This window comes from Duganella paludis (genome assembly GCF_054461335.1).
The window spans coordinates 1,073,893-1,097,712 of the sequence record NZ_CM136922.1 but is presented as its reverse complement, the minus strand read 5'-3'; the positions used below and the strand labels follow the sequence as shown (position 1 = coordinate 1,097,712).

The window sequence follows — 23,820 nt, the reverse complement described above, 5'->3', positions numbered from 1 at the left end:
AGGAGTACGACCTTGAAATTCATTACCTTCCGTTCCGGTTCCACCACCCGTCTCGGCGTGCTCAGTGAAGGCAGCGTGATCGACATCAACCGCGTGCTGCCGCAAGTGCCATCCGATCTGAAGGTTGCGCTGCTGGCCGGTATCGACCTGACCGCCGCCGCCCGTGTCGCCGTGGCGCAGGCCACGCCTGCGGATCGCCTGCCGCTGTCGCAAGTGAGCGTGGCGCCACTGATTCCGTCGCCGGGCAAGACCATCTGCCTGGGCCTGAACTACTACGACCACGCCGCCGAGAGCGGCCGCGAGAAGCCGGTCTATCCATGGTTCTTCCTGCGCTGCGATACCTCGCTGCTGGCGCACGGCGAAGCGGCGCTGCTGCCGCGCGTGTCGGACCGCTTCGACTACGAAGCCGAACTGGCGGTGGTGATCGGCAGCCGCGCGCGCCACGTCAGCCAGGACGACGCCTTGCAGCACGTCTTCGGCTACACCTGCTTCAACGACATGTCGGTGCGCGATTACCAGAAACGCACGCCGCAATGGACCATCGGTAAAAACTTCGACCGCACCGGCGGCTTCGGCCCGCAACTGGTGACGGCCGACGAACTGGAACCGGGCGCGAAGAACCTGAAAATCCAGGCACGCCTGAACGGCGAAGTAATGCAGGATGCGAACACCACCGACATGATCTGGAACGTCGCCGAAACCATCGCGCTGCTGAGCGAGTGCGTGACGCTGGAACCGGGCGATGTGATCGTCATGGGCACGCCGGCCGGCGTGGGCCAATCGCGCACGCCGCCGGTATGGATGAAAAACGGCGACAAGATCGAAATCGAGATCGAGAAGGTCGGCCTGCTGGTCAACACCATCGAGCAGGAAGCCTGAGATGAGCGGCCTGCAAGACAACGCCCGCTATGATGTCGCCATCGTCGGCTTTGGACCGTCGGGCGCCGTTGCGGCGGCGCTGCTGGGACAGGCCGGCGTGCGCACGCTGGTGGTGGACCGCAGCCTCACCGTGTACGACCGGCCGCGCGCCATCGCCCTCGATCATGAGATCATGCGCGTGTTCCAGCAACTGGGCCTGGATGAAGAAATCTCGCGCTACTGCGAGCCGTTCACGCCGTCCGAGTATTACGGCGCCGACGGCCAGTTGATCAAGCGCCTGGCGACGGTGGCGCCGCCTTACCCGCTGGGCCACACGCCGTCGATGGTGTTCACCCAGCCGGAAGTGGAGCGCGTGCTGCGTGCCCACGTGGCGGCGCTGCCGTCGGTGACGGTGGCGCTGGGCCAGCGTCTGGCCACGCTGCGCCAGGACGCCGACCAGGCTACGCTGTTGTTGATGGACGACGAAGGCGCGCAGCGCAGCGTCCACGCCAGCTATGTCATCGGCTGCGACGGCGCTTCGAGCACGGTACGCGACGCCGTCGGCATCACGCTGGAGGATCTGGAGTTCGACGAGCCCTGGCTGGTGGTGGATGTGCAGATCAATGAACGTGGCCTGGCCAAGCTGCCGAAGACCAGCGTGCAGTATTGCGAACCGGCGCGTCCCTGCACCTACGTGATCGGCCCCGGCATGCATCGGCGCTGGGAGATTTCGCTGCTGCCGGGTGAAGACCCGGCCTACATGGCGACCGAGGAAGGCGCGTGGAGCGTGCTGAAACGCTGGATCACGCCGGACGACGGCGCGCTGTGGCGCCAGGCCAGCTACCGCTTCCATGCGCTGGTGGCGCGCGAGTGGCGCAACGGCCGCGTGTTCATCGCCGGCGATGCGGCGCACCAGCAGCCGCCGTTCCTGGGGCAGGGCATGTGCCAGGGCGTGCGCGACGTCGCCAACCTGGTGTGGAAGCTGCGCGCCGCGCTGGAAGGCAAGGGCGGCGACGCGCTGCTGGACAGCTACGGCAAGGAACGCGGCGCCCACGTGCGCCGGCTGACCGCGCGCATCAAGGACATCGGCCGCGTGATCTGCGAGCGCGATCCGCAGCGCGCCCGCGAACGTGATGCCGGCCTGATTGCTGCCGCCGGCGGCGAGATCCGCACCATGGCGCGGCAGGACATCATTCCGCCGCTGGAGCAAGGCCTGCTGGCCGGCGGCGGCGACGGCATCGAACTGGCGCCGAAGAGCGGCGTCGGTACGCTGTTCCCGCAACCACGCCTGCACCATGCGCAGGGTCCGCAGCTGATGGATCAACTGGCCGGCTGCGGCTGGCGCGTGGTCACCAGCTTGCCCGCCTGGTCGCTGCCGCCGGCGCTGGCGGCGCGCGTGGACGCCTTCGGCACTTTGGTGCACGTCGGCCCTGAGACGGAATGCGACGGCGTGCTGGCCGCATGGTTTGCGCGTTTCGCCTGCTGCGCGGCGATCGTTCGTCCCGATCATTACGTTTATGGCGTAGCCGCCACCGGCGAGGCCCTGGCCGCGCTGCTTGACGACTGGGAGGCGCGCACCGCAACTGTTTAAGCCGTCCATTACAAATCCGTACTCACTACACAATAACAGGAGACAAACATGAAAACCCAACTCACCATTCTGAGCATGAGCCTCGCCGCGATCTGGCAGCCGGCCTACGCCCAGGCGGACACCAAGTCGGACAGCAAGTCCGAAATCGAAACCGTGGTCGTGACGGCGCAAAAGCGCAGCCAGAGCATCAAGGAAGTACCGGTGGCGATCACCGTGGTCAACGCCACGCAGCTGGAGCGCGCCGGCGTCAAGGACATCAGCGATCTGTCGAAGACCGCCGCCGCGCTGGAATTCGGCGATCCGAACACCAACGCGGGCCCTGGCGGCAGCGCCTCGATCCGTGGCATCGGCACCGCCGTGATGACGATTTCGGCCGAGAGCTCGGTCGGCGTGGTGGTGGACGGCGTGCCGCAAGGTTCGACCGCCAGTGGCTTGATGCTGGACCTGGCGCGGGTGGAAGTGCTGCGCGGTCCACAGGGCACCCTGTTCGGCAAGAACGCATCGGCCGGTGTGCTGAACATGTCGACCCAGGCGCCGATCATCGGTGACATGAGCGGCAATGTGCAGCTGGAGTACAAGGGCAATCACGGCGCCGCAGTGCGCGCCACCACCAACATCCCGATCAACGATATTTCGGCATTGCGCATCTCCGGCCTGACCGAACGTAACGAGGGCGTATACCACAACGTCTTCACCGACAAGGACAGCCTGACCAAGAACAGCGGCGCGCGCATCCGCTACCTGCTCAAGCCGAACAGCGACCTGGTATTCAACCTGATCGCCGAAGCGTCCAACACGCGTGCCGAGAACGCGGTGTTCTTCGCGCCGGCCGTGGCCTACGCCAGCAACACCGCCGGCAACCACAAGCCGCTGGCGGAATTCGCCGCCTGCGGCGTGACGGTCTCCAAGACCAACAACCAGGTGTGCTCGGACGGCCCGGAACTGACCCGCGCCCAGGTGCGCGGTTTCTCCGGACAGGTTGACTGGAGCCTCGGCAACGGCAACACGCTGACCTCGATCACCGCCTACCGCAAGCGCGAAGTCGGTCCGAACCAGGTGACGATCGATATGTCGCAGGGCTACGACAAGGTGCGCAACTACACGCCGTACCAGGATGTGAAGCAGTTCTCGCAGGAGTTGCGCCTGGCTTCGCCGGCCAAGCAGCCGTTCGAGTATGTGGTGGGGGCGTTCTACGCCGATTCCGACGTCGACCGCCGCACCATCACCTCCATCCTGCCGAATCCTGTGCTGCCGTCGCCGCCGGTGCCGCGTTCCATCGTCACCGACTCGATGGAGCAGGCCAAGCTGACCACCAAGGCGCTGTTCGGCCAGACCACCTTCCGCCTGAGTGACGCCACCAGCCTGATCATGGGCCTGCGTTACACCCGCGACAGCGTCAGCAGTGACTACCAGCAGTCCAGCGTGGTGAGCTTCACCGGCTTCTCCCTGCCGGCCACCGTCAACACCGCCGCCGGCGCCGCCACCGAGACCAACGTCTCCGGCAAGGTCGGCCTGCAGCACACGCTGTCGAAGGACGCCAATGTCTACGCGACCCTGAGCCGTGGCTACAAGGGCCCGCAGATCGACAATGAATCGCCGGTCAGCGCCGCCACCGTCGCCGGTAACTACAAGGGCAACCTGGTCAAGCCGGAACTGCCGACCAGCCTGGAGCTGGGCACCAAGCTGTCCTACCTGAACCGCCGCCTGGATGTGGACCTGGCCGTGTTCCACACCAAGATCAAGGACTTCCAGGAGCAGAACTGCACCCTGACCTCGGTGGGCGCGCTGAGCTGCATCCCGGTCAACGTGCCGGAGGTGATCAGCAAGGGCTTCGAGGCCGACATCCGCGCGCGTCCCGTGCCGGCGCTGCAACTGGGCATGAGCCTTGCCGTGATCCTGGATACGGCATATCCGACCGGCTTCGTGTTCGACAACAGCAACGTCGGCGGCCAGCGCCTGCTGTATTCGCCGAAGCAGAAAGCCACGCTGTCGGCCGACTACAGCTGGGAACTGCCGGGCGACTATGAGCTGAAGCTCGGTGGTGACCTGGTCTACAAGAGTCGCGTGCGTTTCTGTAACCTGAACGATGTCGAGTGCAGCTTCCGTGGCCACACGATTTCTTCGATGCGCCTGACGCTCAATTCGCCGGACAACAAGTGGAGCGCCACGCTGTACGGCCGCAACCTGAACGACACGCGCGCGCCGAACGGCATCCTGTATCCGCTGCCAGGCAAGGGCGCCGGTTCGGGCTTCGCCTACAGCCTGGGCGACAACTCGTTCCGCCGCGTCGGCGTCACCGTCGACTATCGCTTCTGAGAGGGGAAGCCATGATGCAGAAACGTGCGATCGCAGCACTTCTGGTCAGCGTGGCGCTGTCGGCTCCTGCGTGCGCGCAGCAGCCCGGCGGCAAGCCGCTCACCATGCAGGACATGACGGCCTTCCTGGCCGCGCACCCGCCGCAGCCGATCGCCGCCGCGACCGAGCCGTCGATTGCGCTGACGGCTGCGGGATCCGCCGGCAGCGAGGACTGGGTCAATATGTTCGGCCACCGGGTGGTGCGCAATGTGACGCAACCGGCGCTGTATCCGGTGCGGCCGGCGGCCGGCAAGGCCAATGGCACGGCGGTGATCATCGCGCCGGGCGGCGCCTTCCTCAGCCTCGCCTTCGACAACGAGGGCATCCTGGTGGCGAAGTATCTGGCCGAACGCGGCATCACCAGCTTCGTGCTGAAGTACCGCGTCGACCAGACGCCCAAGGACGGCAAGGCTTTCCTGGATGTGGTGGAGAACCGCATGCGCAACGGTAAGCCGAACCGCACGCATGTCGACTTCGCCGAGACCAAGGGCATCCTACTGGCGCAGGAGGATGGCCTGGCGGCGGTGCGCTGGGTGCGCGCCCATGCGGGCGAGTATGGCGTTGATCCGGCCAGGATCGGCATCATCGGCTTTTCCGCCGGCGGCATGACGGCGATGAATGTCGCCACCGGCTACGACGCCGCCAGCCGGCCCGATTTCGCCGGTTCCATCTACGGCGCGGGGCCGGACCGGCCGGTGCCGAAGGATGCGCCGCCGGTGTTCGTGGCGCTGGCCGCCGACGACGGCATCATGGCGTATGCCGGCGTGCCGATCTTCGAAGCGTGGCGTGCCGCCGGGCGTTCCGCCGAGCTGCATGTGTATTCGGCCGGCGAGCATGGCTTCAGCATGCGCCCGGTCGGCACCAGCGCGGACCACTGGACCGAGCATTTCGTCCAGTGGCTGCACGGCGTGAAGATGGTGCCCTGAGCGCAGTGCCTTGGCCGCCCTCACGGGCAGATGGCGGCGCCCGGCTGGTAGCCCAGCGATTCTGCTTTGGCGATGGTGGTGGCCTGGGACAGCGTGTGGCTGATGCCCGACAACGGGAACAGCGGTTCGTAGTTGACGGCATCGCAGCCGGCGCCGCCCGGTGCGCACAGCCGGGCGCGCACGAAGCGGATGCAGCTGGCGCCGTTGGGATTGGCGATGCAGTTGAGGTGTGCGCGTACCGGGCACGCCGGCAGGCTGGCCGCCGGGATAGTCGTCATCGACAGGCTGCCGTCCGCGTTGCGCGTCAGCGACAGGTAGTCGATGCGGATGTGGGCGTCGGTTACTGGCGTGCCCAGCGGCAGCGTGCCCGCGCTGTCGCGCATCACCGCCGCCTGGCGGATCGCATTCATGGCGGCGGGATCGCTGAAGTCGCCGATGGCGGCGGCGCGCGCGGCGCGGCGCGTGACTTCCTGCAAGGTGTTCCACATATACATCGCCCGCATCGCCTCGAGCACAAAGAACAGCACGCCCAGAAACACCAGCACGCACAGCGCGAATTCGGCCAGGGTGGCGCCGCCTTGCGGCCGGGGTTTAGTTGCCCACATAGCGCACACTGCGGGCGATGAACAGTTGCTGGGTCCCCAGTTCGTCGCCGTAGCCGGGGAAAATATTCGGTACCTCGACAATCACGGTGATCGAAATCGTGGCCGGCACCACGCCGTTAAGCACGTTGCACGGCACGCTATTGCACGTGACGACCACGGTGGCGGTGCTGTCCAATGAGGCCATTTCGGTTTGCACGATGGTCTGTGCGAGGTCGCTTTCGTATTGCGCCGAGGCGGACGTCCTCAAATTCACCGACGGTACGCTGGAAAGGTAGCGCGTGCCCGCCTGCACGGATTTCTGCGCAATCTCGTAGTGATAGGCCAGGCGGCCGTAGTACAGCACCACCACCAGCAACACCATCAGTGTCGGCACGACCAGGGCCAGTTCCAGCGCCACGGCGCCGCGTTCACGTTTCATCGTTGTAGCTCCACGGTGCCGGCCAGTGATGCCGCCGGGGTTGCGCCGGCAAACTCGGCGTTGAGGGCGGTGGCGCTGGCCGGCGCCGTCATGAAGAAGCGGCCGACGCCCAGCACGGTGGCGTTGGCGGTGGCGCCGGCCGGCACCGGACAGGCCAGCAACGCGACATTCAGCACCCGCCGCCTGGGCAGGCCGGTGCGGCTGGGAGCAAGGGCGTAGGTGCTGTTGTTGGTGGTATAGGGCGTGGCCGCGAGCGTGAGCGAGGGGTAGCTGAGGGCGGCCGGCGGCCCCGGCGTGTACAGCGTGGACCAGGCGGCGGTGGAGAAGGTGGTGTAGCCGGCGGCCGGCTCCACCGGCGCGGCCACGTAGGCCGAGTACGGCACCGCCTTGGCGTACGCCCACAAGGGGCCGTATTGCGCCGCCGTGGTGCCGGCGGGGCCGGGCAGGGGATCGGCGCGGGTGCGTAATCGGATGCCGCTGTCGGTCCAGGCGGCGGCGCTCTGGGCGGCCGCCGCCGGCGACATCCAGCTGATGCTGGCGTAGGCATATTGCTTGATGTTGGTGTCGGGTGGCGCACCCTCGGGCGCGCAGGCGTTGCCGGTGTAGTTGTCGAAGCGCGAGTTCAGGTGGGTGTACAAATTCGACAGCGGAAAATTGCGCTGGACATTGAGCGTGCCGCCGGTGACGCCGGCCATCAGCATGGTGCCGGCGCAGACGAAGGGGCCGACCACGGCGGTGCTGAAGTTGGCCGGCGAGCCCGCCGTGTCCGGCGGCGACAGCGGATCGATCAGGAAGTTCTCCGGCGTCGGGCCGTTCGGATTGAGGTTCATCAAGTTGTAGCCGACGCCCCGGCGGAAGCCGAATTCCACCAGCTCGTTGTAGGCGGGGTTGGCGCTGTTGGCGCGCATGGCCGCCGGCGTGCCGGCCTGGGCGCAGATGGCCAGCGGCGTCACCGGAATAGTCATGCGGCCGGCCACCGCCCGCGCCGAGGCCCGCAAGGTGGTGGGCGCGCCGGCGTTGGCGCGCATGAAGATCGAGGGGATGTTGTTGAGGCTGCCGTCGAGATCGTCCAGCGCGGCGGTGTCGACCCTGGCGTAGCGCAGGCTGGCCGGCGCCGTGGCGGCGCTGCCGGCGCTGGTCCAGGCGGCGTCCGGCGTGCCGGGCGCGGCGGCAAAGCTCAGCGCCGCGCTGGACCAGGGTATCGGCTGGGTGTTGTAGTGATAGCTGAAGTTGGCGGCGGCGGTTTCGGCGGCGGCGACGGCATTGTCGATGCCGGCCGCAGTGCCGTTCAGTTCACGCGCGGCCGCCAGGGCGACGGCGTCGGCTAGCGCCTGCAGCTCGGTCTTGCGGTTGTAGGCCATGGCCAGGTCGAGCGCCATCCCGGCCATGCTCAGCAAGATCAGCACCATCACGGCAAACATGATCAGGATGGCGCCGCGCTGGCGCTGGCAAGGATGGTGCGGCGGGCGGCGAGTGCGCATGCGCGTCTCCTGGATGGACTGACCGCTCGATTCTATCCAGTAGGAAATATTTGCTCTTGATTCGGCGCAAGCAGGCTACTGACAGAAACTGTCATGAGGCGGCCGTAAGATGGTTGCATTGTCAACTTTGAACGGAGCATCCCATGAGCGCCTACCACCCCAACTACGTGCTGCTGTATGTCGACCAGCCCGCCGTCAGCGGCGCCTTCTATGCCGACCTGCTGGACCTGCAACCGGTCAAATCCTCGCCCACCTTCGTGCTGTTCGTGCTGCCGTCAGGGCTCAAGCTCGGCCTGTGGTCGCGCCACACGGCCGAGCCCAAGGTGCTGGCCTCGGGCGGCGGCAGCGAGCTGGCGTTTCCCGTACCCGACCGCAGCGTGGTCAACGATATGTACGCGGACTGGTCGGCGCGAGGGCTGACCATCGCCCAGCGTCCGACGGCGCTGGATTTCGGCTACACCTTCGTGGCGCTCGACCGCGACGGCCACCGCCTGCGCGTGATGGCGCTGGAAATGTAATTTTGGCGGCCTGGTCCGCCATTTCCGTTGACACTCAAAATCAATGGATGCTATATTTGGCGCAAGATTGGTAACGTTTCCAATCTCGCCGTCGTCTCTTCGCCCCGCGAAGTTACCGGCGCCTGGGCCGGCGCCGGTTTTTTTGCCTGCGGAAGACGGTAGTATCTGGAAAGATAAAAAAATATACGGAGACTGGATGGACAAGCACACCACGGGCCGCGCGCGCCGCGCCGGGACCTTGCCGGCCGCGTTGGCGCTGGCGACGGCGCTGACCTTTGCCGCCGGCGCCGGTGACGTCGCCGCCGCTGCCACGGCGGCCGCGCCCCGCGCGGAAGTGATGCACTGGTGGACCTCCAGCAGCGAATCGGCCGCCGTGCGCAAGTTCGCCGACGCCTACCGCGCCGCCGGCGGCGTCTGGGGCGACACCGCCATCGCCGGCGCCGACCAGGCCAAGGCGGTGGCCATCAACCGTATCGTCGGCGGCAATCCACCGACGGCCGCCCAGTTCAACACCACCAAACAATTCCGCGACCTGATCGACCAGGGTTCGCTCAACAACGTCGACGACATCGCCGTGCGCGACCGCTGGGACCAGCTGATGCCGCAGGCGATCCTGGACGTCATCAAGGTCAAGGGCCACTTCTACGCGGTGCCGGTCGATATCCATATGTCGACCTGGATATGGTATTCCAAGGCCGCGTTCCAGAAGGCCGGCATCGCCAAGGAACCGGCCACGCCGGACGAACTGTTCGCCGCGCTGGACAAGCTGAAGGCGGCCGGCCTGGTCGGCCTGGCCCACGGCGGCCAGCCGTGGCAGGAGAACATCCTGTTCCAGGCCATGCTGGCCAACGTCGGCGGCAAGGAGCTGTACCTGCAGGTGCTGCGCGACCGCTCGCCCAAGGCCATCAACTCGGAAGCGTTCAAGAAAGTGCTGCTGGCCTTCAAGCGCCTGCAAAGCTATGTGGACGCCGGCTCGCCCAACCGCAACTGGAACGACGCCACCGCCATGCTGATACGCGGCCGCGCCGGCGTGCAGATCATGGGCGACTGGGCCAAGGGCGAATTCGCCGCCGCCAGGCAGACCGCCGGCAAGGACTTTGGTTGCATTCCTGGGTTGGGCGCCAACGTGCCTTACCTGATCCAGGGCGATGCCTTCGTGTTCCCGAAAACCAAAAATCCGGAGGCGGTGCAGGCGCAGAAACTGCTGGCCACCAGCATGCTGGCGCCGGCCGCGCAGCTGGAGTTCAACAAGATCAAGGGTTCGCTGCCGATCCTCAGCAACGTCGACGCATCGAGCATGGACATTTGCGCGCAGGCCGGCATGGCGATCATGAAGGAAAAGACGCGCGCGGTCGGCATGATCGAAGTGTTCCTGACACCGGACCAGAACGGCGCGCTGCAGGACGTGCTGACCACCTACTGGAACACGCGCATGCCGGTGGAGAAGGCGCAAAAGGGCATCGTCGCGGCGTTGCAAGATTGACGGGGGCGCGTTATCCTTGCCGCCGCGTAGACAGAACGGATAAAGGAACTTGTGGCAACCATCAAAGACGTAGCCCGGCTGGCGGGTGTGGGGCTGGGCACGGCCTCGCGCGTTGTTAGCGGCAAGGGATCGGTATCGCAGGCCACCATCGACAAGGTGCGCGCGGCGATCGAGGAACTCGATTTCCGGCCTTCGCACGCGGCACGTTCCTTGTTGTCCGGCAGTTCGCAGATGATCGGCGTCTACATACCGTATTTGAGCGGGACGTTCTACACGCCGATTTTGCAGTCGATCTACACCGCGCTGCGGGCGGCGGGGCTGAACATGGTGGTGGCTTTCGGCGTTGGTGACGGCGATGCGCGCAACCAGGCCATTGAAGGCGTGAACTTCCTGATCGAGCGTGGCAGCGATGGCTTGATCGTGATGAGCAATGTGATGGAGGACGATGATTTCGTGGCGCTGGGGCCGTACCAGTCCAAGGTGGTGGTGATCAACCAGGACTTCGGCAGCATCTCGGAGCAGTGCTTCACGGTGGACCACGACGCCGGCGGACGGCTGGCGGCGCGCACGCTGCTGGAACTGGGCCACCGCAAGATCGCGGTGATCGCGGGCCGCGCGGCGGCGCCGGACAACCTGCAGCGTATCGCTGGCTTCAAGGCGGAGCTGGAGGCGGCGGGCGTGGCTACCGCCGGCATGTGGATGGCCGACGGCGAGTTCACGCCGGAAGGCGGCCTGGCGTGCGCGGAAAAGCTGCTGCAGTCGGGCGAGGAATTTACGGCGGTGTTTTGCGCCAATGATGAAATGGCGGTAGGGGCCTTGTCCATGTTCCAGAAGGCCGGGGTCAGGGTGCCGGAGCAGGTGTCGGTGCTCGGCTACGACGATACGCACAGCGCGGAATTCACCGCGCCGCAGCTGACCAGCGTGCATATCCCGTGGAGCGAGATGACCATGAACGGCTTGAACTACCTGCTCAACCAGTGTTACGGGATGGAGCGTCCGGTGGTGCGGGAATACCGGCTGCACGTGGCGCAAAGGGCCTCGCTGGCGCCACCGCCGCAGGCGTAAAAGGAAGTAAAAAAACAGGGCAGGTGCTGGTCGCGTGCTCTTTTTTTGCGGTATATTTGGAAACGATTCCACTGGGTCCATTGTTCGGAGACGCTATGACGATAAAAAGATTGCTGGGCACCGCCGTGTGGCTGGCCTGCGCGCATGCACAGGCGCAGCAGGCCCTGCCGATGCTGCACACGGAGGGCACCAAATGGCTCGGCGCCGACGGCAAACAGCCGGCGTTGCGCGGCGTCAATCTGGGCAATTACCTGATCCAGGAATTCTGGATGATGGGGCAGGAAAACAAGGCCGTCGACGATCAGTGCAAGCTGGAGGCGGTGCTCGACCAGCGTTTCGGTTACGAGGAGCGTCAGCGCCTGTACACGCTGTTCCGCGATAACTGGATCAAGCAGCGCGACTGGGATTTGCTGCCGAAAATGAATCTGAACCTGGTGCGCCTGCCGTTCATCTACAGCGTGGTGGAAGACGAAAAGCATCCGCGCCAGCTGCGCGCCGACGCCTGGAAATACCTGGACGGCGTGATCGCCGAAGCCGAGAAGCGCGGCATCTATGTGATCCTCGACCTGCACGGCGCCGTCGGCAGCCAGGGCTGGGAACATCACAGCGGCTGCGCCGGCAAGAACAAATACTGGGACACGCCGGAATATCAGGAGCGCACCATCTGGCTGTGGCAGCAGATCGCCGCGCGCTACAAGGACCGCAGCGCGGTGGCCGGCTACAGCATCCTGAACGAACCGTGGGGCACCACGCCGGAGAACCTGGCCGTCGTCATGGGCACGCTGTACAAGGCGATCCGCGAGATCGATCAGAACCACGTCATCATCCTGCCGGGCCATAACCTGGGCATCGACGCTTACGGCAAACCGTCCGAGCATGGTATGAGCAATGTCGCCTTCGAGATGCATCCGTATCCGGGCCACTTCGGCTGGGGCAAACCGGGACTGGACGTGCACAAAGGCTGGCTGCAATGCGCGGGCGAGGGTGACAACGTTTGCAAATGGAAGACCAAGCTGGAAGGCCTGAACACCGCCTTCTTCGTCGGCGAATTCCAGCCTTGGGCCTTCATGGGCGCGGAGCACGGCGGCCAGGTGATGCGCGTGACTTACGACACCTACGTCGCCAACGGCTGGGCCTCGACCGCGTGGGCATGGAAGGTCTTGACCAACAAGGGCGGGCAGGGTAAGGGCACCTGGGGCCTGGTCACCAACGCGCCCGGCGCCGCCATTCCCAAACTCGATTTCACCAAGGCCCCGCTGGCCGACATCGAAAAGTTATTCCGCTTGTACGGCAGCGTGCCGTATCAGCCGCAGCAAACCGCCATCAAATGGATGAACGCCACCGTACCGCCTACTCCCTTCGCTAAATAACATGACCATGATTCTTACTGACCTGCCTACGGCGATCAAGCGCTCCGACTTTGCCAGCGATTTCCTCTGGGGGGTATCCACATCCGCCTACCAGATTGAAGGCGCGGCCGCCGTTGACGGCCGCGTGCCGTCGATCTGGGACACCTTCGCCGCCACGCCGGGCAAAATCCGCGACGGCTCCACCGGCGAAATCGCCTGCGACCACTATCACCATTGGGAACAGGATCTTGACCTGGCCCAGTCCATGGGCCTGAATTCCTATCGTTTCTCGATCGCGTGGACGCGCATCTTCAACGGCGTGGATGCGGAGCCGAACGCCAAGGGTCTGGCCTTCTATTCGAAGCTGGTGGACGGCATGCTGGCGCGCGGCCTGCAGCCGTGGTGCACGCTGTATCACTGGGATCTGCCGCAGTACCTGGAAGACCAGGGCGGCTGGAACAACCGCGCCACCATCGACGCCTATCTGCAGTACGTGGACGTGATGACCAAACATCTGGGCGACCGCATCAAGCACTGGATCACCCACAACGAGCCGTGGTGCACCGCCATGCATGGCAACTGGGACGGCATGCACGCGCCGGGCAACAAGAGTTTGCCGCTGGCGCTGCAGGTCTGCCACAACGTGCTGGTGTCGCACGGCCGCGCCGTGCCGCTGATCCGCGCCAATGTGCCGGATGCGCAGGTCGGCATCGCACTGAGCCTGCATCCGGTGAAGGCGGCGACCGACAGCGCCGCCGACCTGGCCGCCGTGACGCGCCACGACGCGCTGCGCAACCGCTGGTTCCTCGATGCGCTGTACGGCCGCGGTTATCCGGCCGACGCGCTGGCGCTGGTGGGCAAGGATGCGCCGCTGGTGGCGGCGGGCGATATGGACGTCATCGCCGTGCCGTGCGATTTCCTCGGCGTGAACTACTACTTCCCTGAAGAGGTGGTGGATGCGCCGGACGAGTACCCGCTGCGCACCAGGATCGTGTATCCGCAGGACCGCCAGCGCACCGACTTCGGTTGGGAAGTGTCGCCGGAAGGATTGGTGACGCTGCTGGAGCGCGTGGCGCGCGATTACCCGACCGGCGATTTGTACGTGACCGAAAACGGTTCGTCCTACGACGACCACATCGGCGCGGACGGCGCCGTGACCGACACCGCGCGGCGCGATTACCTGATCCGCCACCTGGCCGCGATGCGCGACGCCATCGCCGCCGGCGGCAGGATCAAGGGCTACTTCGCCTGGAGCCTGCTGGATAACTTTGAATGGGCGGAGGGCTATCTGCGCCGCTTCGGCCTGACCTACATCGACTACGCAACGCAACGCCGCATTATTAAACAAAGCGGCGAGTGGTACAGCGCCTTCGTGCGCGGCCAGAACTAATTTATAACGGAGACAAAATGAATACCAAGAATAACACCATCCTTCGCCGCGCAGTGCTGGCCGCCACCCTGGCCATCGGCGCCAGCGCCGTCATCGCCGCACCCGCCGTCAAGCCGCTCGCCGACTGGCCGCACATCACCAGCGCCGTCAAGCAGGACAAGGCGATGGAAGCGCGCATCAAGCAGATCGTGGCCGGCATGACGCTGGCGCAGAAGGTCGGCCAAATGACGCAGCCGGAAATCAAATTCAGCTCGCCGGAAGATATCCGCACCTACTACATCGGTTCCGTGCTGAACGGCGGCGGCAGCTGGCCGCAGAATAACAAGCACGCCAGCGCCGCCGACTGGGTCAAGCTGGCCGACGCCTACTACGACGCCTCGATGAGCACCGACATGAAGGTGCAGATCCCGGTCATCTGGGGCATCGACGCCATGCACGGCAACTCGAATATGTACGGCGCCACGCTGTTCCCGCATAACATCGGCCTGGGCGCAGCGCGCGACGCCAAGCTGGTGGGCGAGATGGCCAAGTCGGTCGCCAAGGCGGTGCGCGCCACCGGCATCGACTGGGTGTTCGCACCGACGCTGGCGGTGGTGCGTGATGATCGCTGGGGACGTACCTACGAGAGCTTCTCGGAAGATCCGGCCATCGTCAAGGAGTACTCGGGCGTGTACGTCAAGGGTCTGCAGGGCAACCTGAAGGACGACAGCACCGTGGTGGCCACCGCCAAGCATTTCGTCGGCGACGGCGGCACCTACGAGGGCAAGGACCGTGGCGTCAACCAGTCCACCATGGCCGAGATGATCAACATCCACGCGCAGGGCTATTACCCGGCGCTGCAGGCCGGCGTGCAGACCGTGATGGCGTCCTTCAATAGCTGGAACGACGTCAAGGGCGCGACCGACCATGGCAAGATGCACGGCAGCCGCGAGCTGCTGACCGTGGCGCTGAAAGAGAAGATGGGCTTCGACGGCCTGGTGGTGAGCGACTGGAACGCCATCACCGAAGTAGCCGGCTGCGCCGAAGACAGCTGCGCCGCCTCGATCAACGCCGGCGTCGATCTGGTGATGGTGCCCGAGAAGTGGAAGACCTTTATCGCCAACACCATCGCGCAAGTTGAGAAGGGCGAGATCCCGATGTCGCGCATCGACGACGCCGTGACCCGCATCCTGCGCGTGAAGCTGCGCGCCGGTCTGTTCGACGGCAAGAAGCCGTCGCAGAACATCTACGCCGGCAAGCAGGAAGCGCTGCAGGACCGCGCGCTGGCGCGCAAGGCCGTGCGCGAATCGCTGGTGCTGCTGAAGAATAACGGCGGCGTGCTGCCGCTGGTGCGCGGCAAGAAGATCCTGGTGGTCGGCAAGAGCGCCGACAGCATGGCCAACCAGTCGGGCGGCTGGTCGCTGACCTGGCAGGGCACCGACAACAAGAATAGCGATTATCCGTACAGCGACACCATCCTGAGCGCGATCCAGGAAGTGGCCGGCAAGGACAACGTCACCTACAGCGAAACCGCCGCCGGCGTCGACGTCGCCAAGTTCGATGCGGTGATCGCGGTGATCGGCGAAACGCCGTACGCCGAGGGCGATGGCGACATCGGCCCGGCCGGCACGCTGCGCTTGAGCGGCCGCCATCCGGAAGACCTGGCGGTGCTGCAGGCGGTGGCCGGCAAGGGCAAGCCGGTGGTGACGCTGCTGGTGACCGGCCGTCCGTTGTACACCAACGACATCTTCAACCTGTCCGATAGCGCGGTGGCCGCATGGTTGCCGGGCACCGAAGGCAAGGGCGTGACCGATGTCCTGTTCCTCAAGGCGGACGGCAAGGTGAACGCGGACTTCCGCGGCAAGCTGTCGTTCTCGTGGCCGAAATCGGCCTGCCAGTCGCCGTTGAACGTGGGCGATGCGAACTACGATCCGTTGTTCAAATACGGCTACGGCCTGACCTACGCCAGCAAGGTGACCGTGCCGCTGCTGGACCAAAGCTATCCTGAAGGCGGCTGTGGTAAATCGCTGGCCGTCCCGGTGTACAATCCGACCGACCGCTTTACCTATGCCTTGTACGTGACCAGCGGCGGCCAGCGTGTGGCCCTGGGTGCGGACCTGAACGCGGTCTTCAACCTGCCGACCGTGAAGGTGGAAACCGCGCAGATCAACACCCAGCAGGACGCCAAGCGCCTGACCTGGACCGGCACGGCCAAGCTGGAAGCGCAGGCCGGCAAGGCGGTCAAGCTGCCGGCGTATGCCAGCACTGACGGCGCGCTGCAGTTTGATGCTATCGTGTCGGCTGAGCCGCAGGGCAAGGTACAAATCGGCATCGAAACGGTGGAGCTGGACGCCAGCGCTGTATTCCAGCAGCTGGCCGGCAAAGGCAAGCAGACGGTCAAAATCCCTCTGTCGTGCTTCGCGAACCGTGGCCTGGCCCTGGCGGCTTTGAGCACGCCATTCAGCGTAAGTGCCGACGCTCCGTTTGCCGCGACGTTCGCCAACATTCAAATCGTTGGCGGCGCCGCCAAGGACAAGGATGCGCTGGCGTGCGGGGATTTTAAATAATTATATAAATCGCGATAAAACGAGGAGAAAGTAAAAGTATGGAACACTATTCGCAAACTGCGCCGGTGGCATCCGGGCAGTCGCACGCGGGCGGGAATACCGGACCGCTGGTCATCGTCACCATCCTGTTCTTCATGTGGGGTCTGCTGACGTCCCTGAACGACGTGCTGATTCCCCACCTGAAGGCGGTCTACACGCTGACCTATGTGCAGGCGATGCTGGTGCAGTTCTGCTTCTTCGGCGCCTATTTCATCGTTTCGCTGCCGGCCGGTATGCTGATCAAGAAGATCGGCTACCAGAACGGCGCCGTGGTCGGCCTGACCATCGCGGCGGCCGGTTGCGCCTTGTTCTATCCGGCGGCAACCAGCGGCTACACGCTGTTCCTGATCGCCTTCTTCGTGCTTGCGGGCGGCATTACCATCCTGCAGGTGGCGGCCAATCCTTACGTGACGGTGCTGGGCGATCCGCAGACGGCATCGAGCCGCCTGACCTTGACCCAGGCTTTCAACTCGCTGGGCACCACGGTGGCGCCGGCGCTGGGCGGCATGCTGATTCTGGGCGGCGTGGTTCTGAGTTCGTCCGAACTGGCGCTGCTGCCGGCGGCCGAGCAGGCCGCGTACCATGCCAAGGAAGCGGCGAGCGTCCAGGGTCCGTATCTGGCGCTGGCCGGCGCCTTGCTGGTGCTGGCGATCCTGTTCGCGATGGCACGCCTGCCGAAGATCGTCGATGCGGAAGGCACTGCGGTGCAGGGCGGCTACTCGGAAGTGCTGAAGCACCGTCACCTGGCGCTGGGCGTGGTGGCGATCTTCCTTTACGTAGGCGGTGAAGTCAGTATCGGCAGCTTCCTGATCAACTTCCTGGGCGACCCGAACGTGGTCAGCATGACGGCGGCCGATGCGGCGCACTACGTCAGCTTCTACTGGGGCGGCGCCATGATCGGCCGCTTCATCGGCTTTGCCGTGATGCGCAAGGTCAGCCCGGGCAAGGCGCTGGCCTTCAATGCGGCGGCGGTCATCGTGCTGGTGCTGCTGGCGATCTTCAGCGGCGGGCATCTGGCGATGTGGGCGCTGTTGGCGGTTGGCCTGTTCAACTCCATCATGTTCCCGACCATCTTCTCGATGGCGCTGAACAAACTGGGTCCGTTGACCGGCCAGGGTTCGGGCTTGCTGTGCATGGCCATCGTCGGCGGCGCGCTGGTGCCGTTCGCGCAAGGCTACCTGGCGGACACCATCAATCTGCAGCTGTCCTTCCTGGTACCGGCCGCGTGCTACCTGTTCATCCTGTACTTCGGCCTGAAATACGCCAATATGTACTCGGAAAAATAAGCGTTCACTACGCTGTCGAAAAGCTCCCTTCGGGGAGCTTTTTTTATGGGAGCGCGTAGGGAGGAGCTGCGGGATGGTGTTACCATGCCCGCTCACCTGGAGTCCTATGCCCAATGAACTCCCCGTCGCCGGCCCTTGCTTGAGCCCGCTGACTTTGAATGGACTGGCGCTGCATGGCTGGTCCCAGCAAAACCTTTTTTTATCCGATGAATTGACGCTGGCGCTGGCCGCCGAATGCCGTATCGAAGCGGCCGGCGGCGCGCTGCTGCCCGCCGCAGTGGGGCGCGGCACGGCGCGCGCGGTGCGCACGGCGATCCGTGGCGACAGCATTCTGTGGCTGCGCCCCGGCCGCTCGGCGGCTTGCGACAGCTATCTGCTGATCATGGAGAATGTGCGGCTGGCGCTGAACCGGGAGTTCTTTCTTGGGCTGGACAGCTACGAAAGCCACTTCGCCCACTACGCGCCGGGCGCCTCGTACCAGAAGCACCTGGACCGCTTTCGCGACGACGACCTGCGCACAGTGTCGGTGGTGATTTACCTGAATCCGGATTGGCCGGTGGGGCAGGGCGGCGCGCTGCGCCTGCATCCGCTGCACGCGCCCACCAGCGACGTCAGTCCGCTCGGCGGGCGACTGGTGGTGTTCCTGTCGGCCGACATGCCGCACGAAGTGCTGCCCGCCACGCATGACAGGCTGTCGCTGGCCGGCTGGTTCCGCCGCCGTCCGCACCAGCTGTAATTTACAGGAAGCGGTCGATGATTTTCTTGCTGTGCTTGTCCAGCTCGCGCAGGTCGCGGATCAGGTAGTGGATGCCGTGGATGTCTGAGATCAGCAGCGTGTCCACCGTCAGGCGGCGGATGTCTTCTTCACCGCGCAGCACGAACTCGGTGTCGCCGCGATCGGTCGCCACCGACCAGGTGCACGGCGTGGCGTAGCTGGTGACGCTGTTGATGCGCGCGATCTCGGGCATGAATTCGCGCCCACTCAATTCCTCTTCCACCAGCGCGGCGATCGCCGGCGGCAGGTCGCCCAGGCGCTCGATCCACGCCACTTCCTTGCCGTCGCCGTTGAGCAGCGACAGGCCGTCGTCGGGCGCCTGCACCGGGAAGGCGCGCACCGGCGATACGCCTTCGTGCACCACGCCTTCGTTGGTGGTCAGCACCAGGCGGCCGAAGGAATTGCGGATCAGTTCAAAGGTAGTCGTCGTCATAGTCTTATTCCTTGCTGTCGTCCAGATCAACGTCGACATTGCGCGCCTGCGCTTGATACAGGCGGTAGTAAGCGCCTTCTAGCGCCATCAGTTCATCGTGCGGGCCGTCCTCCACCACCACGCCGCGATCGAGTACCACCAGACGGTCGGCCTTCTGCAGCGTCGACAGGCGGTGGGCGATGGCGATGGTGGTGCGGCCTTGCACCAGGTTGTCCAGCGCGCGCTGGATTTCTTTTTCCGTCTCCGAGTCCACCGAGGCGGTGGCTTCGTCCAGGATCAGGATCTTCGGATCGATCAGCAGCGCGCGTGCGATCGAGATGCGCTGGCGCTCGCCGCCCGACAGGCCCTGACCGCGCTCACCCACCATCGAGTCGTAACCCTGCGGCAGGCGCAGGATGAATTCGTGCGCATGCGCGGCGCGCGCGGCGGCGATGATTTCCTCGCGCGTGGCGTCCGGCTTGCCGTAGGCCAGGTTCTCGGCGATGGTGCCGAAGAACAGGAACGGCTCCTGCAGCACCAGGCCGATGTTGCGGCGGTAGTCCGATACCGCGAACGTGCGGATGTCGACGCCGTCCAGCAGGATCGCGCCTTCGGCCACGTCGTAGAAGCGGCAGATCAGGTTGACCAGCGTCGATTTGCCGGAGCCCGAGTGGCCCACCAAGCCCACCATCTGGCCGGCCTTGATGTCCAGGTTGATGCCGCGATTGACCGCGCGGTTACCGTAGCGGAAGCCGACTTCGCGCAGGCTGATATTGCCTTCGATCTTGTCCAGCTTCACCGGGTTCACCGGTTCCGGCACCGACGACACGTGGTCGAGGATGTCGAAGATGCGCTTGGCCGCCGACGCCGATTTCTGCGTCACCGACACGATGCGGCTCATCGAATCCAAACGGCCGTAGAAGCGGCTGGCGTAGGCGATGAAGGAGGTCAGCACACCGACCGTGATATTGCCCTTGGAGACCTGGTAGATACCGAACACCCAGATCACCAGCAGGCCCAGCTCCGTCAGGAACGATACGGTCGGCGAGAACAGCGACCACACTTTATTGAGCTTGTCGTTGACTGCCAAATTGTGCTTGTTGGCGGTGCGGAAGCGGTTCGCTTCGCGCGCTTCCTGCGCGAAGGCTTTCACCACGCGGATGCCGGGTATGGTATCGGCCAGCACGTTGGTCACTTCGCCCCACACGCGGTCGATTTTTTCAAAGCCGGTGCGCAGGCGGTCGCGCACCAGGTGGATCATCCAGGCGATGAAGGGCAGCGGCGCCAGCGTGCACACGGCTAGCCACGGATCGAGGTTGAACAGGATGATGCCGGTCATGACGATCATCAGGCAGTCGGACAAAAAGTCCAGCAGGTGCAGCGACAGGAACACGCAAATGCGGTCGCTCTCGGAGCCGATGCGCGACATCAGGTCGCCAGTGCGTTTGCCGCTGAAGTATTCGAGCGACAGCTGCAGCAGGTGTTCATAGGTCGAGGTGCGCAGGTCGGCGCCGATGCGCTCCGACGCCAGCGCCAGCACATAGGTTTTGGCCCAGCCGAAAATCCACGCCAGCACCGCCGCGCCCACCAGGCCGGACATGTACAGGGCCACCAGCGACGGATCGACCTCCTTGCCGCTCTGGTAGGGGATCAGCACATTGTCCATCAGCGGGATGGTGAGGTAGGGCGGAATCATGTGGGCGCCGGTCGACAGCAGCATCAGCGTGAAACCCAGCGCCAACTGCCATTTGTACGGCTTGGCGAAGCGCCACAGGCGGAACAGGGTCCAGGTGGACGGCGGCGTGTAGACCACCTTGGTACAGACCGGGCATTCCTCCTGGTCCGGCTCCATCGGCGCCTTGCAGCTCGGGCAAATGCTTTTATCGTCCATCACCACGGGCTCGCCGCTGGCGTGGCTGTCGAGGTGGGCGTCGAATTGTTCGACCAGGCGGATCGCCGCCAGGTTCTGGCCCAGCGTGAAGCGCCAGGCGCCCAAGCGGCCGGCCGCGTTGACCAGTTCCAGGTGGCCGACGCCGGCGTGGTCGTGATGCTTCAGCGTCAGATCGGGCGTGAACGGCCACGCTTCCCACTTGGCCGCACCCGGCGCGCGTGCCAGAATCCGGCCCTCGGTGACGGCGATTACACCTTTTGCGAAACGAAGTTGCTGATCCAGGTCAACCTCCAGGGCACTTACAACGTTTTCCCCTTGGGAAAGTTGTGCCTGTATCTCGGAACGCCAGCGTTCGGGAAGCTCGCTCAGGCTGGATACGGTGGAAAGTTGTTGGGTTGTCATCGTGTGGCGTACTCCGGGGGAAAAGGGCTGTTATAACGGCTTATTTACGGTATTCTGTCAGGGATTAAACATTTGACAGAACACAATAAAACCGGATGGTTGCGGCGGCGTCAAGCTTGGCGGCAAGTATACCGCACAGCAGCGGGGCAGGGATACAGGGTTTACAATACACGCGGGCTCGCAATGGCCGATAACAAAGTTACAAGAATCAACACATGACCAAGAAGAAAGACATCGAAGTTCTCCGCGTGACCCACTTGCGCGGCCCCAACATCTGGACCTATCGCCCGGTCATCGAGGCGTGGCTGGATATCGGCGAGCTGGAGAATTTCCCATCGAATTTGTTGCCCGGTTTGTATGAGCGCCTGACGGCGATCCTGCCGGGGCTCATCGTGCACCGCTGCGGCGTGGGCGAGCATGGCGGCTTCCTGGAGCGCCTGCGCGACGGCACCTATGCCGGCCACATCCTGGAACATGTGGTGCTGGAGCTGCAAAACCTGGCCGGCATGAAGACCGGTTTCGGCAAAACCCGCCAGATCGGCGAAGACACCGGCCTGTATAAAATGGCCTTCCGCACGCGCCAGGAAGAAGTCGGCCGCGCCGCGCTGGCCGCCGGCCGCGACCTGTTGATGGCCATGATCGAAGATCAGCCTTACGATCTGGACGCCACCGTCGCCAAGCTGACCGACATGGTCGAGAGCCTGTGCCTGGGCCCGAGCACCGGCAACATCGTCGATGCCGCCGGCGTGCGCAAGATTCCTTTCATCCGCCTGACCGACGGCAACCTGGTGCAGCTCGGCCATGGCGCAGCGCAGCGCCGCATCTGGACCGCCGAAACCGAACATACCAGCGCCATCGCCGAAGGCATCGCCAGCGACAAGGACCTGACCAAGACCCTGGTGTCGTCCTGCGGCGTGCCGGTGCCCGAAGGTGAACTGGTCAAGAGCGCCGCCGAGGCGTGGGACGCGGCGCAGGACATCGGCCTGCCGGTGGTGCTGAAGCCTTACGACGGCAACCATGGCCGTGGCGTCTCCCTCAACCTGAGCACCGAAGCCGACATCGCCGCCGCCTACGCGCTGGCCGCGCAAGAGGGCGACAGCAGCAGCGTGATCGTCGAACGCTTCATCGTCGGCGACGAGCACCGCCTGCTGGTGGTGGGCCGCCGCGTGGTGGCCGCCGCCGCCGGCGAATCGCTGTGGGTGACCGGCGACGGCAAATCCTCCGTGCTGGAATTGTGCGACACCCAGATCAACACCGATCCGCGCCGCGGCGAGACCGAGGAATTCCCGCTCGGCCGCGTCAAGCCGAATGAGTCGGGCGAGATCATCCTGGAACTGCAGCGCCAGAACCTGACCCATGGTTCGGTGCCGGCCGAAGGCCAGAAAGTGCTGATCCAGCCGAACGGCAACGTCGCCATCGACGTCACCGACAAGGTGCACCCGCAAGTGGCGGCCATGGCCGCGCTGGCGGCGCGCGTGGTCGGCCTGGACATCGCCGGCATCGACCTGGTGACCTCCGACATTTCGCGTCCGCTGGAAGAAACCGGCGGCGCCATCATCGAAGTCAACGCCAGTCCGGGCCTGCTGGCCCACCTCAAGCCGGCCGAGGGCGAAGCGCGCAACGTCGGCGAAGCGATCGTCGACCACCTGTTCGGCGAGGCCACCGGCCGCATGCCGATCGTCGGCATCACCGGCAAGCATGGCACCACCATGGCCGCGCGCCTGATCGCCTGGCTGCTGCAAATCAGCGGCAAGAAAACCGGCCTCACTTGCGCCGACGGCTTGTTCGTCAACGGCCGCCTGCTGCCGCGCGACGGCTTCAGCGACTGGGAAACCGGCGAGCGCCTGCTGCTCAACAAGAACGTGGAAGCGGGCGTGTTCGAATCGAGCGCGCGCATGATCCTGAGCGAAGGCCTGGCCTACGACAAATGCGCGGTGGGCGTGGTGACCGACGTCAGCGACTTCGAGGAGCTGAGCGAGTTCCACATCGAGAGCCTGGATAAACTGTACAACGTGCTGCGCACGCAGGTGGACGTGGTGCTGCCGAGCGGCGTGGCGGTGCTCAACGCCGCCGATCCGCAAGTGGTGGACATGGCCGATCTGTGCGACGGCGAAGTGATTTTCTACGGCGTGAGCGAGCAACTGGCCGCCATCGCCGCGCACCGCCAGCAAGGCAAGCGCGTGGTGTTCGAGCGCAAGGACGGGCAGCAGGACAGCATCGTCATGGCCGTCGGCCAGGAAGAGATTTGCAGCCTGCCGCTGTCGCCGCTGGTGCCGCCGGAAGCCGTGCTGGCCGCGATTGCCGCCGGCTGGGCGCTGGACCTGACGCCGGAGCTGATCGGCGCCGGCCTGCGCACCTTCGACGCCAATCCCAAGCGCATCCATCACTGATAGCTCACTGATATTCATCATTGAAAGAATAAGAAGATTT

18 protein-coding genes are annotated in these 23,820 nt (G+C 64.9%); 13 read left to right on the top strand and 5 right to left on the bottom strand.

From position 1 onward, the window contains the following. The first annotated feature begins 12 nt into the window (after positions 1-12). Genes ACXZ1M_RS04945 through ACXZ1M_RS04930 form a run of 4 tightly spaced genes read left to right on the top strand, consistent with a single transcriptional unit; the run spans position 13 to position 5,730 of the window. A complete protein-coding gene (locus tag ACXZ1M_RS04945; RefSeq protein ID WP_459052080.1) occupies positions 13-879 on the top strand; it encodes a fumarylacetoacetate hydrolase family protein in 867 nt (288 codons plus the stop codon). 1 nt (position 880) lies between these two features. Next, complete coding sequence (locus ACXZ1M_RS04940; protein ID WP_459052079.1) at positions 881-2,449, top strand: bifunctional 3-(3-hydroxy-phenyl)propionate/3-hydroxycinnamic acid hydroxylase; 1,569 nt, start codon at positions 881-883, stop codon at positions 2,447-2,449. Between the two features lie 48 nt (positions 2,450-2,497). Next, a complete protein-coding gene (locus ACXZ1M_RS04935; protein ID WP_459052078.1) occupies positions 2,498-4,765 on the top strand; it encodes a TonB-dependent receptor in 2,268 nt (755 codons plus the stop codon). 11 nt (positions 4,766-4,776) lie between these two features. Next, positions 4,777-5,730 carry an alpha/beta hydrolase gene (locus ACXZ1M_RS04930; protein ID WP_459052077.1) on the top strand — a complete coding sequence of 318 codons (954 nt, stop codon included), beginning with the start codon at positions 4,777-4,779 and terminating at the stop codon, positions 5,728-5,730. Positions 5,731-5,750: 20 nt separating this feature from the next. Here the strand turns inward: ACXZ1M_RS04930 and ACXZ1M_RS04925 are convergent, their stop codons facing one another. Genes ACXZ1M_RS04925 through ACXZ1M_RS04915 form a run of 3 tightly spaced genes read right to left on the bottom strand, consistent with a single transcriptional unit; the run spans position 5,751 to position 8,234 of the window. Next, on the bottom strand, positions 5,751-6,335 hold the full coding sequence (locus ACXZ1M_RS04925) for a TadE/TadG family type IV pilus assembly protein (protein WP_459052076.1): 585 nt from the start codon (positions 6,333-6,335) through the stop codon (positions 5,751-5,753). Next, on the bottom strand, positions 6,322-6,753 hold the full coding sequence (locus ACXZ1M_RS04920) for a TadE/TadG family type IV pilus assembly protein (protein WP_459052075.1): 432 nt from the start codon (positions 6,751-6,753) through the stop codon (positions 6,322-6,324). Before ACXZ1M_RS04920 ends, ACXZ1M_RS04925 begins: the two co-directional genes overlap by 14 nt. Further along, a complete protein-coding gene (locus ACXZ1M_RS04915) occupies positions 6,750-8,234 on the bottom strand; it encodes a pilus assembly protein TadG-related protein (RefSeq protein WP_459052074.1) in 1,485 nt (494 codons plus the stop codon). The genes ACXZ1M_RS04920 and ACXZ1M_RS04915 overlap by 4 nt, the downstream gene beginning before the upstream one ends. 143 nt (positions 8,235-8,377) lie before the next feature. Here ACXZ1M_RS04915 and ACXZ1M_RS04910 point away from each other — a divergent pair, with 143 nt between their 5' ends. The 8 genes from ACXZ1M_RS04910 (at position 8,378) to ACXZ1M_RS04875 (ending at position 18,646) form a co-directional block, all read left to right on the top strand. Continuing rightward, entirely contained in the window at positions 8,378-8,752 is a 375-nt protein-coding gene (locus tag ACXZ1M_RS04910) for a VOC family protein (protein WP_459052073.1), read from the top strand. Positions 8,753-8,948: 196 nt separating this feature from the next. Next, on the top strand, positions 8,949-10,235 hold the full coding sequence (locus ACXZ1M_RS04905) for an ABC transporter substrate-binding protein (RefSeq protein ID WP_459052072.1): 1,287 nt from the start codon (positions 8,949-8,951) through the stop codon (positions 10,233-10,235). A 51-nt stretch (positions 10,236-10,286) separates the two neighbouring features. Then, complete coding sequence (locus ACXZ1M_RS04900) at positions 10,287-11,300, top strand: LacI family DNA-binding transcriptional regulator (RefSeq protein WP_459052071.1); 1,014 nt, start codon at positions 10,287-10,289, stop codon at positions 11,298-11,300. A 95-nt stretch (positions 11,301-11,395) separates the two neighbouring features. After that, positions 11,396-12,670, top strand: a complete 1,275-nt coding sequence (locus ACXZ1M_RS04895; RefSeq protein WP_459052070.1) for a glycoside hydrolase family 5 protein — start codon at positions 11,396-11,398, stop codon at positions 12,668-12,670. Between the two features lies 1 nt (position 12,671). Then, positions 12,672-14,039, top strand: a complete 1,368-nt coding sequence (locus ACXZ1M_RS04890; RefSeq protein WP_459052069.1) for a GH1 family beta-glucosidase — start codon at positions 12,672-12,674, stop codon at positions 14,037-14,039. 17 nt (positions 14,040-14,056) lie between these two features. Beyond that, entirely contained in the window at positions 14,057-16,585 is a 2,529-nt protein-coding gene (locus ACXZ1M_RS04885) for a glycoside hydrolase family 3 protein (protein ID WP_459052068.1), read from the top strand. Between the two features lie 38 nt (positions 16,586-16,623). Continuing rightward, positions 16,624-17,910, top strand: coding sequence for an L-fucose:H+ symporter permease (gene fucP, locus ACXZ1M_RS04880; RefSeq protein WP_459052067.1), 1,287 nt, complete (start codon positions 16,624-16,626; stop codon positions 17,908-17,910). A gap of 106 nt (positions 17,911-18,016) precedes the next feature. Beyond that, positions 18,017-18,646: a 2OG-Fe(II) oxygenase gene (locus ACXZ1M_RS04875; protein WP_459052066.1), complete on the top strand. Its 630-nt coding sequence runs from the start codon at positions 18,017-18,019 to the stop codon at positions 18,644-18,646. 1 nt (position 18,647) lies between these two features. Here the strand turns inward: ACXZ1M_RS04875 and ACXZ1M_RS04870 are convergent, their stop codons facing one another. After that, positions 18,648-19,118 (bottom strand): cyanophycin metabolism-associated DUF1854 family protein, encoded by a 471-nt coding sequence (locus ACXZ1M_RS04870; protein ID WP_459052065.1) that lies wholly within the window; start codon positions 19,116-19,118, stop codon positions 18,648-18,650. Positions 19,119-19,122: 4 nt separating this feature from the next. After that, positions 19,123-21,390: a cyanophycin metabolism-associated ABC transporter gene (locus ACXZ1M_RS04865; RefSeq protein WP_459052064.1), complete on the bottom strand. Its 2,268-nt coding sequence runs from the start codon at positions 21,388-21,390 to the stop codon at positions 19,123-19,125. Positions 21,391-21,605: 215 nt separating this feature from the next. Here ACXZ1M_RS04865 and ACXZ1M_RS04860 point away from each other — a divergent pair, with 215 nt between their 5' ends. Beyond that, on the top strand, positions 21,606-23,780 hold the full coding sequence (locus ACXZ1M_RS04860) for a cyanophycin synthetase (RefSeq protein WP_459052063.1): 2,175 nt from the start codon (positions 21,606-21,608) through the stop codon (positions 23,778-23,780). Positions 23,781-23,820 lie beyond the last annotated feature (40 nt).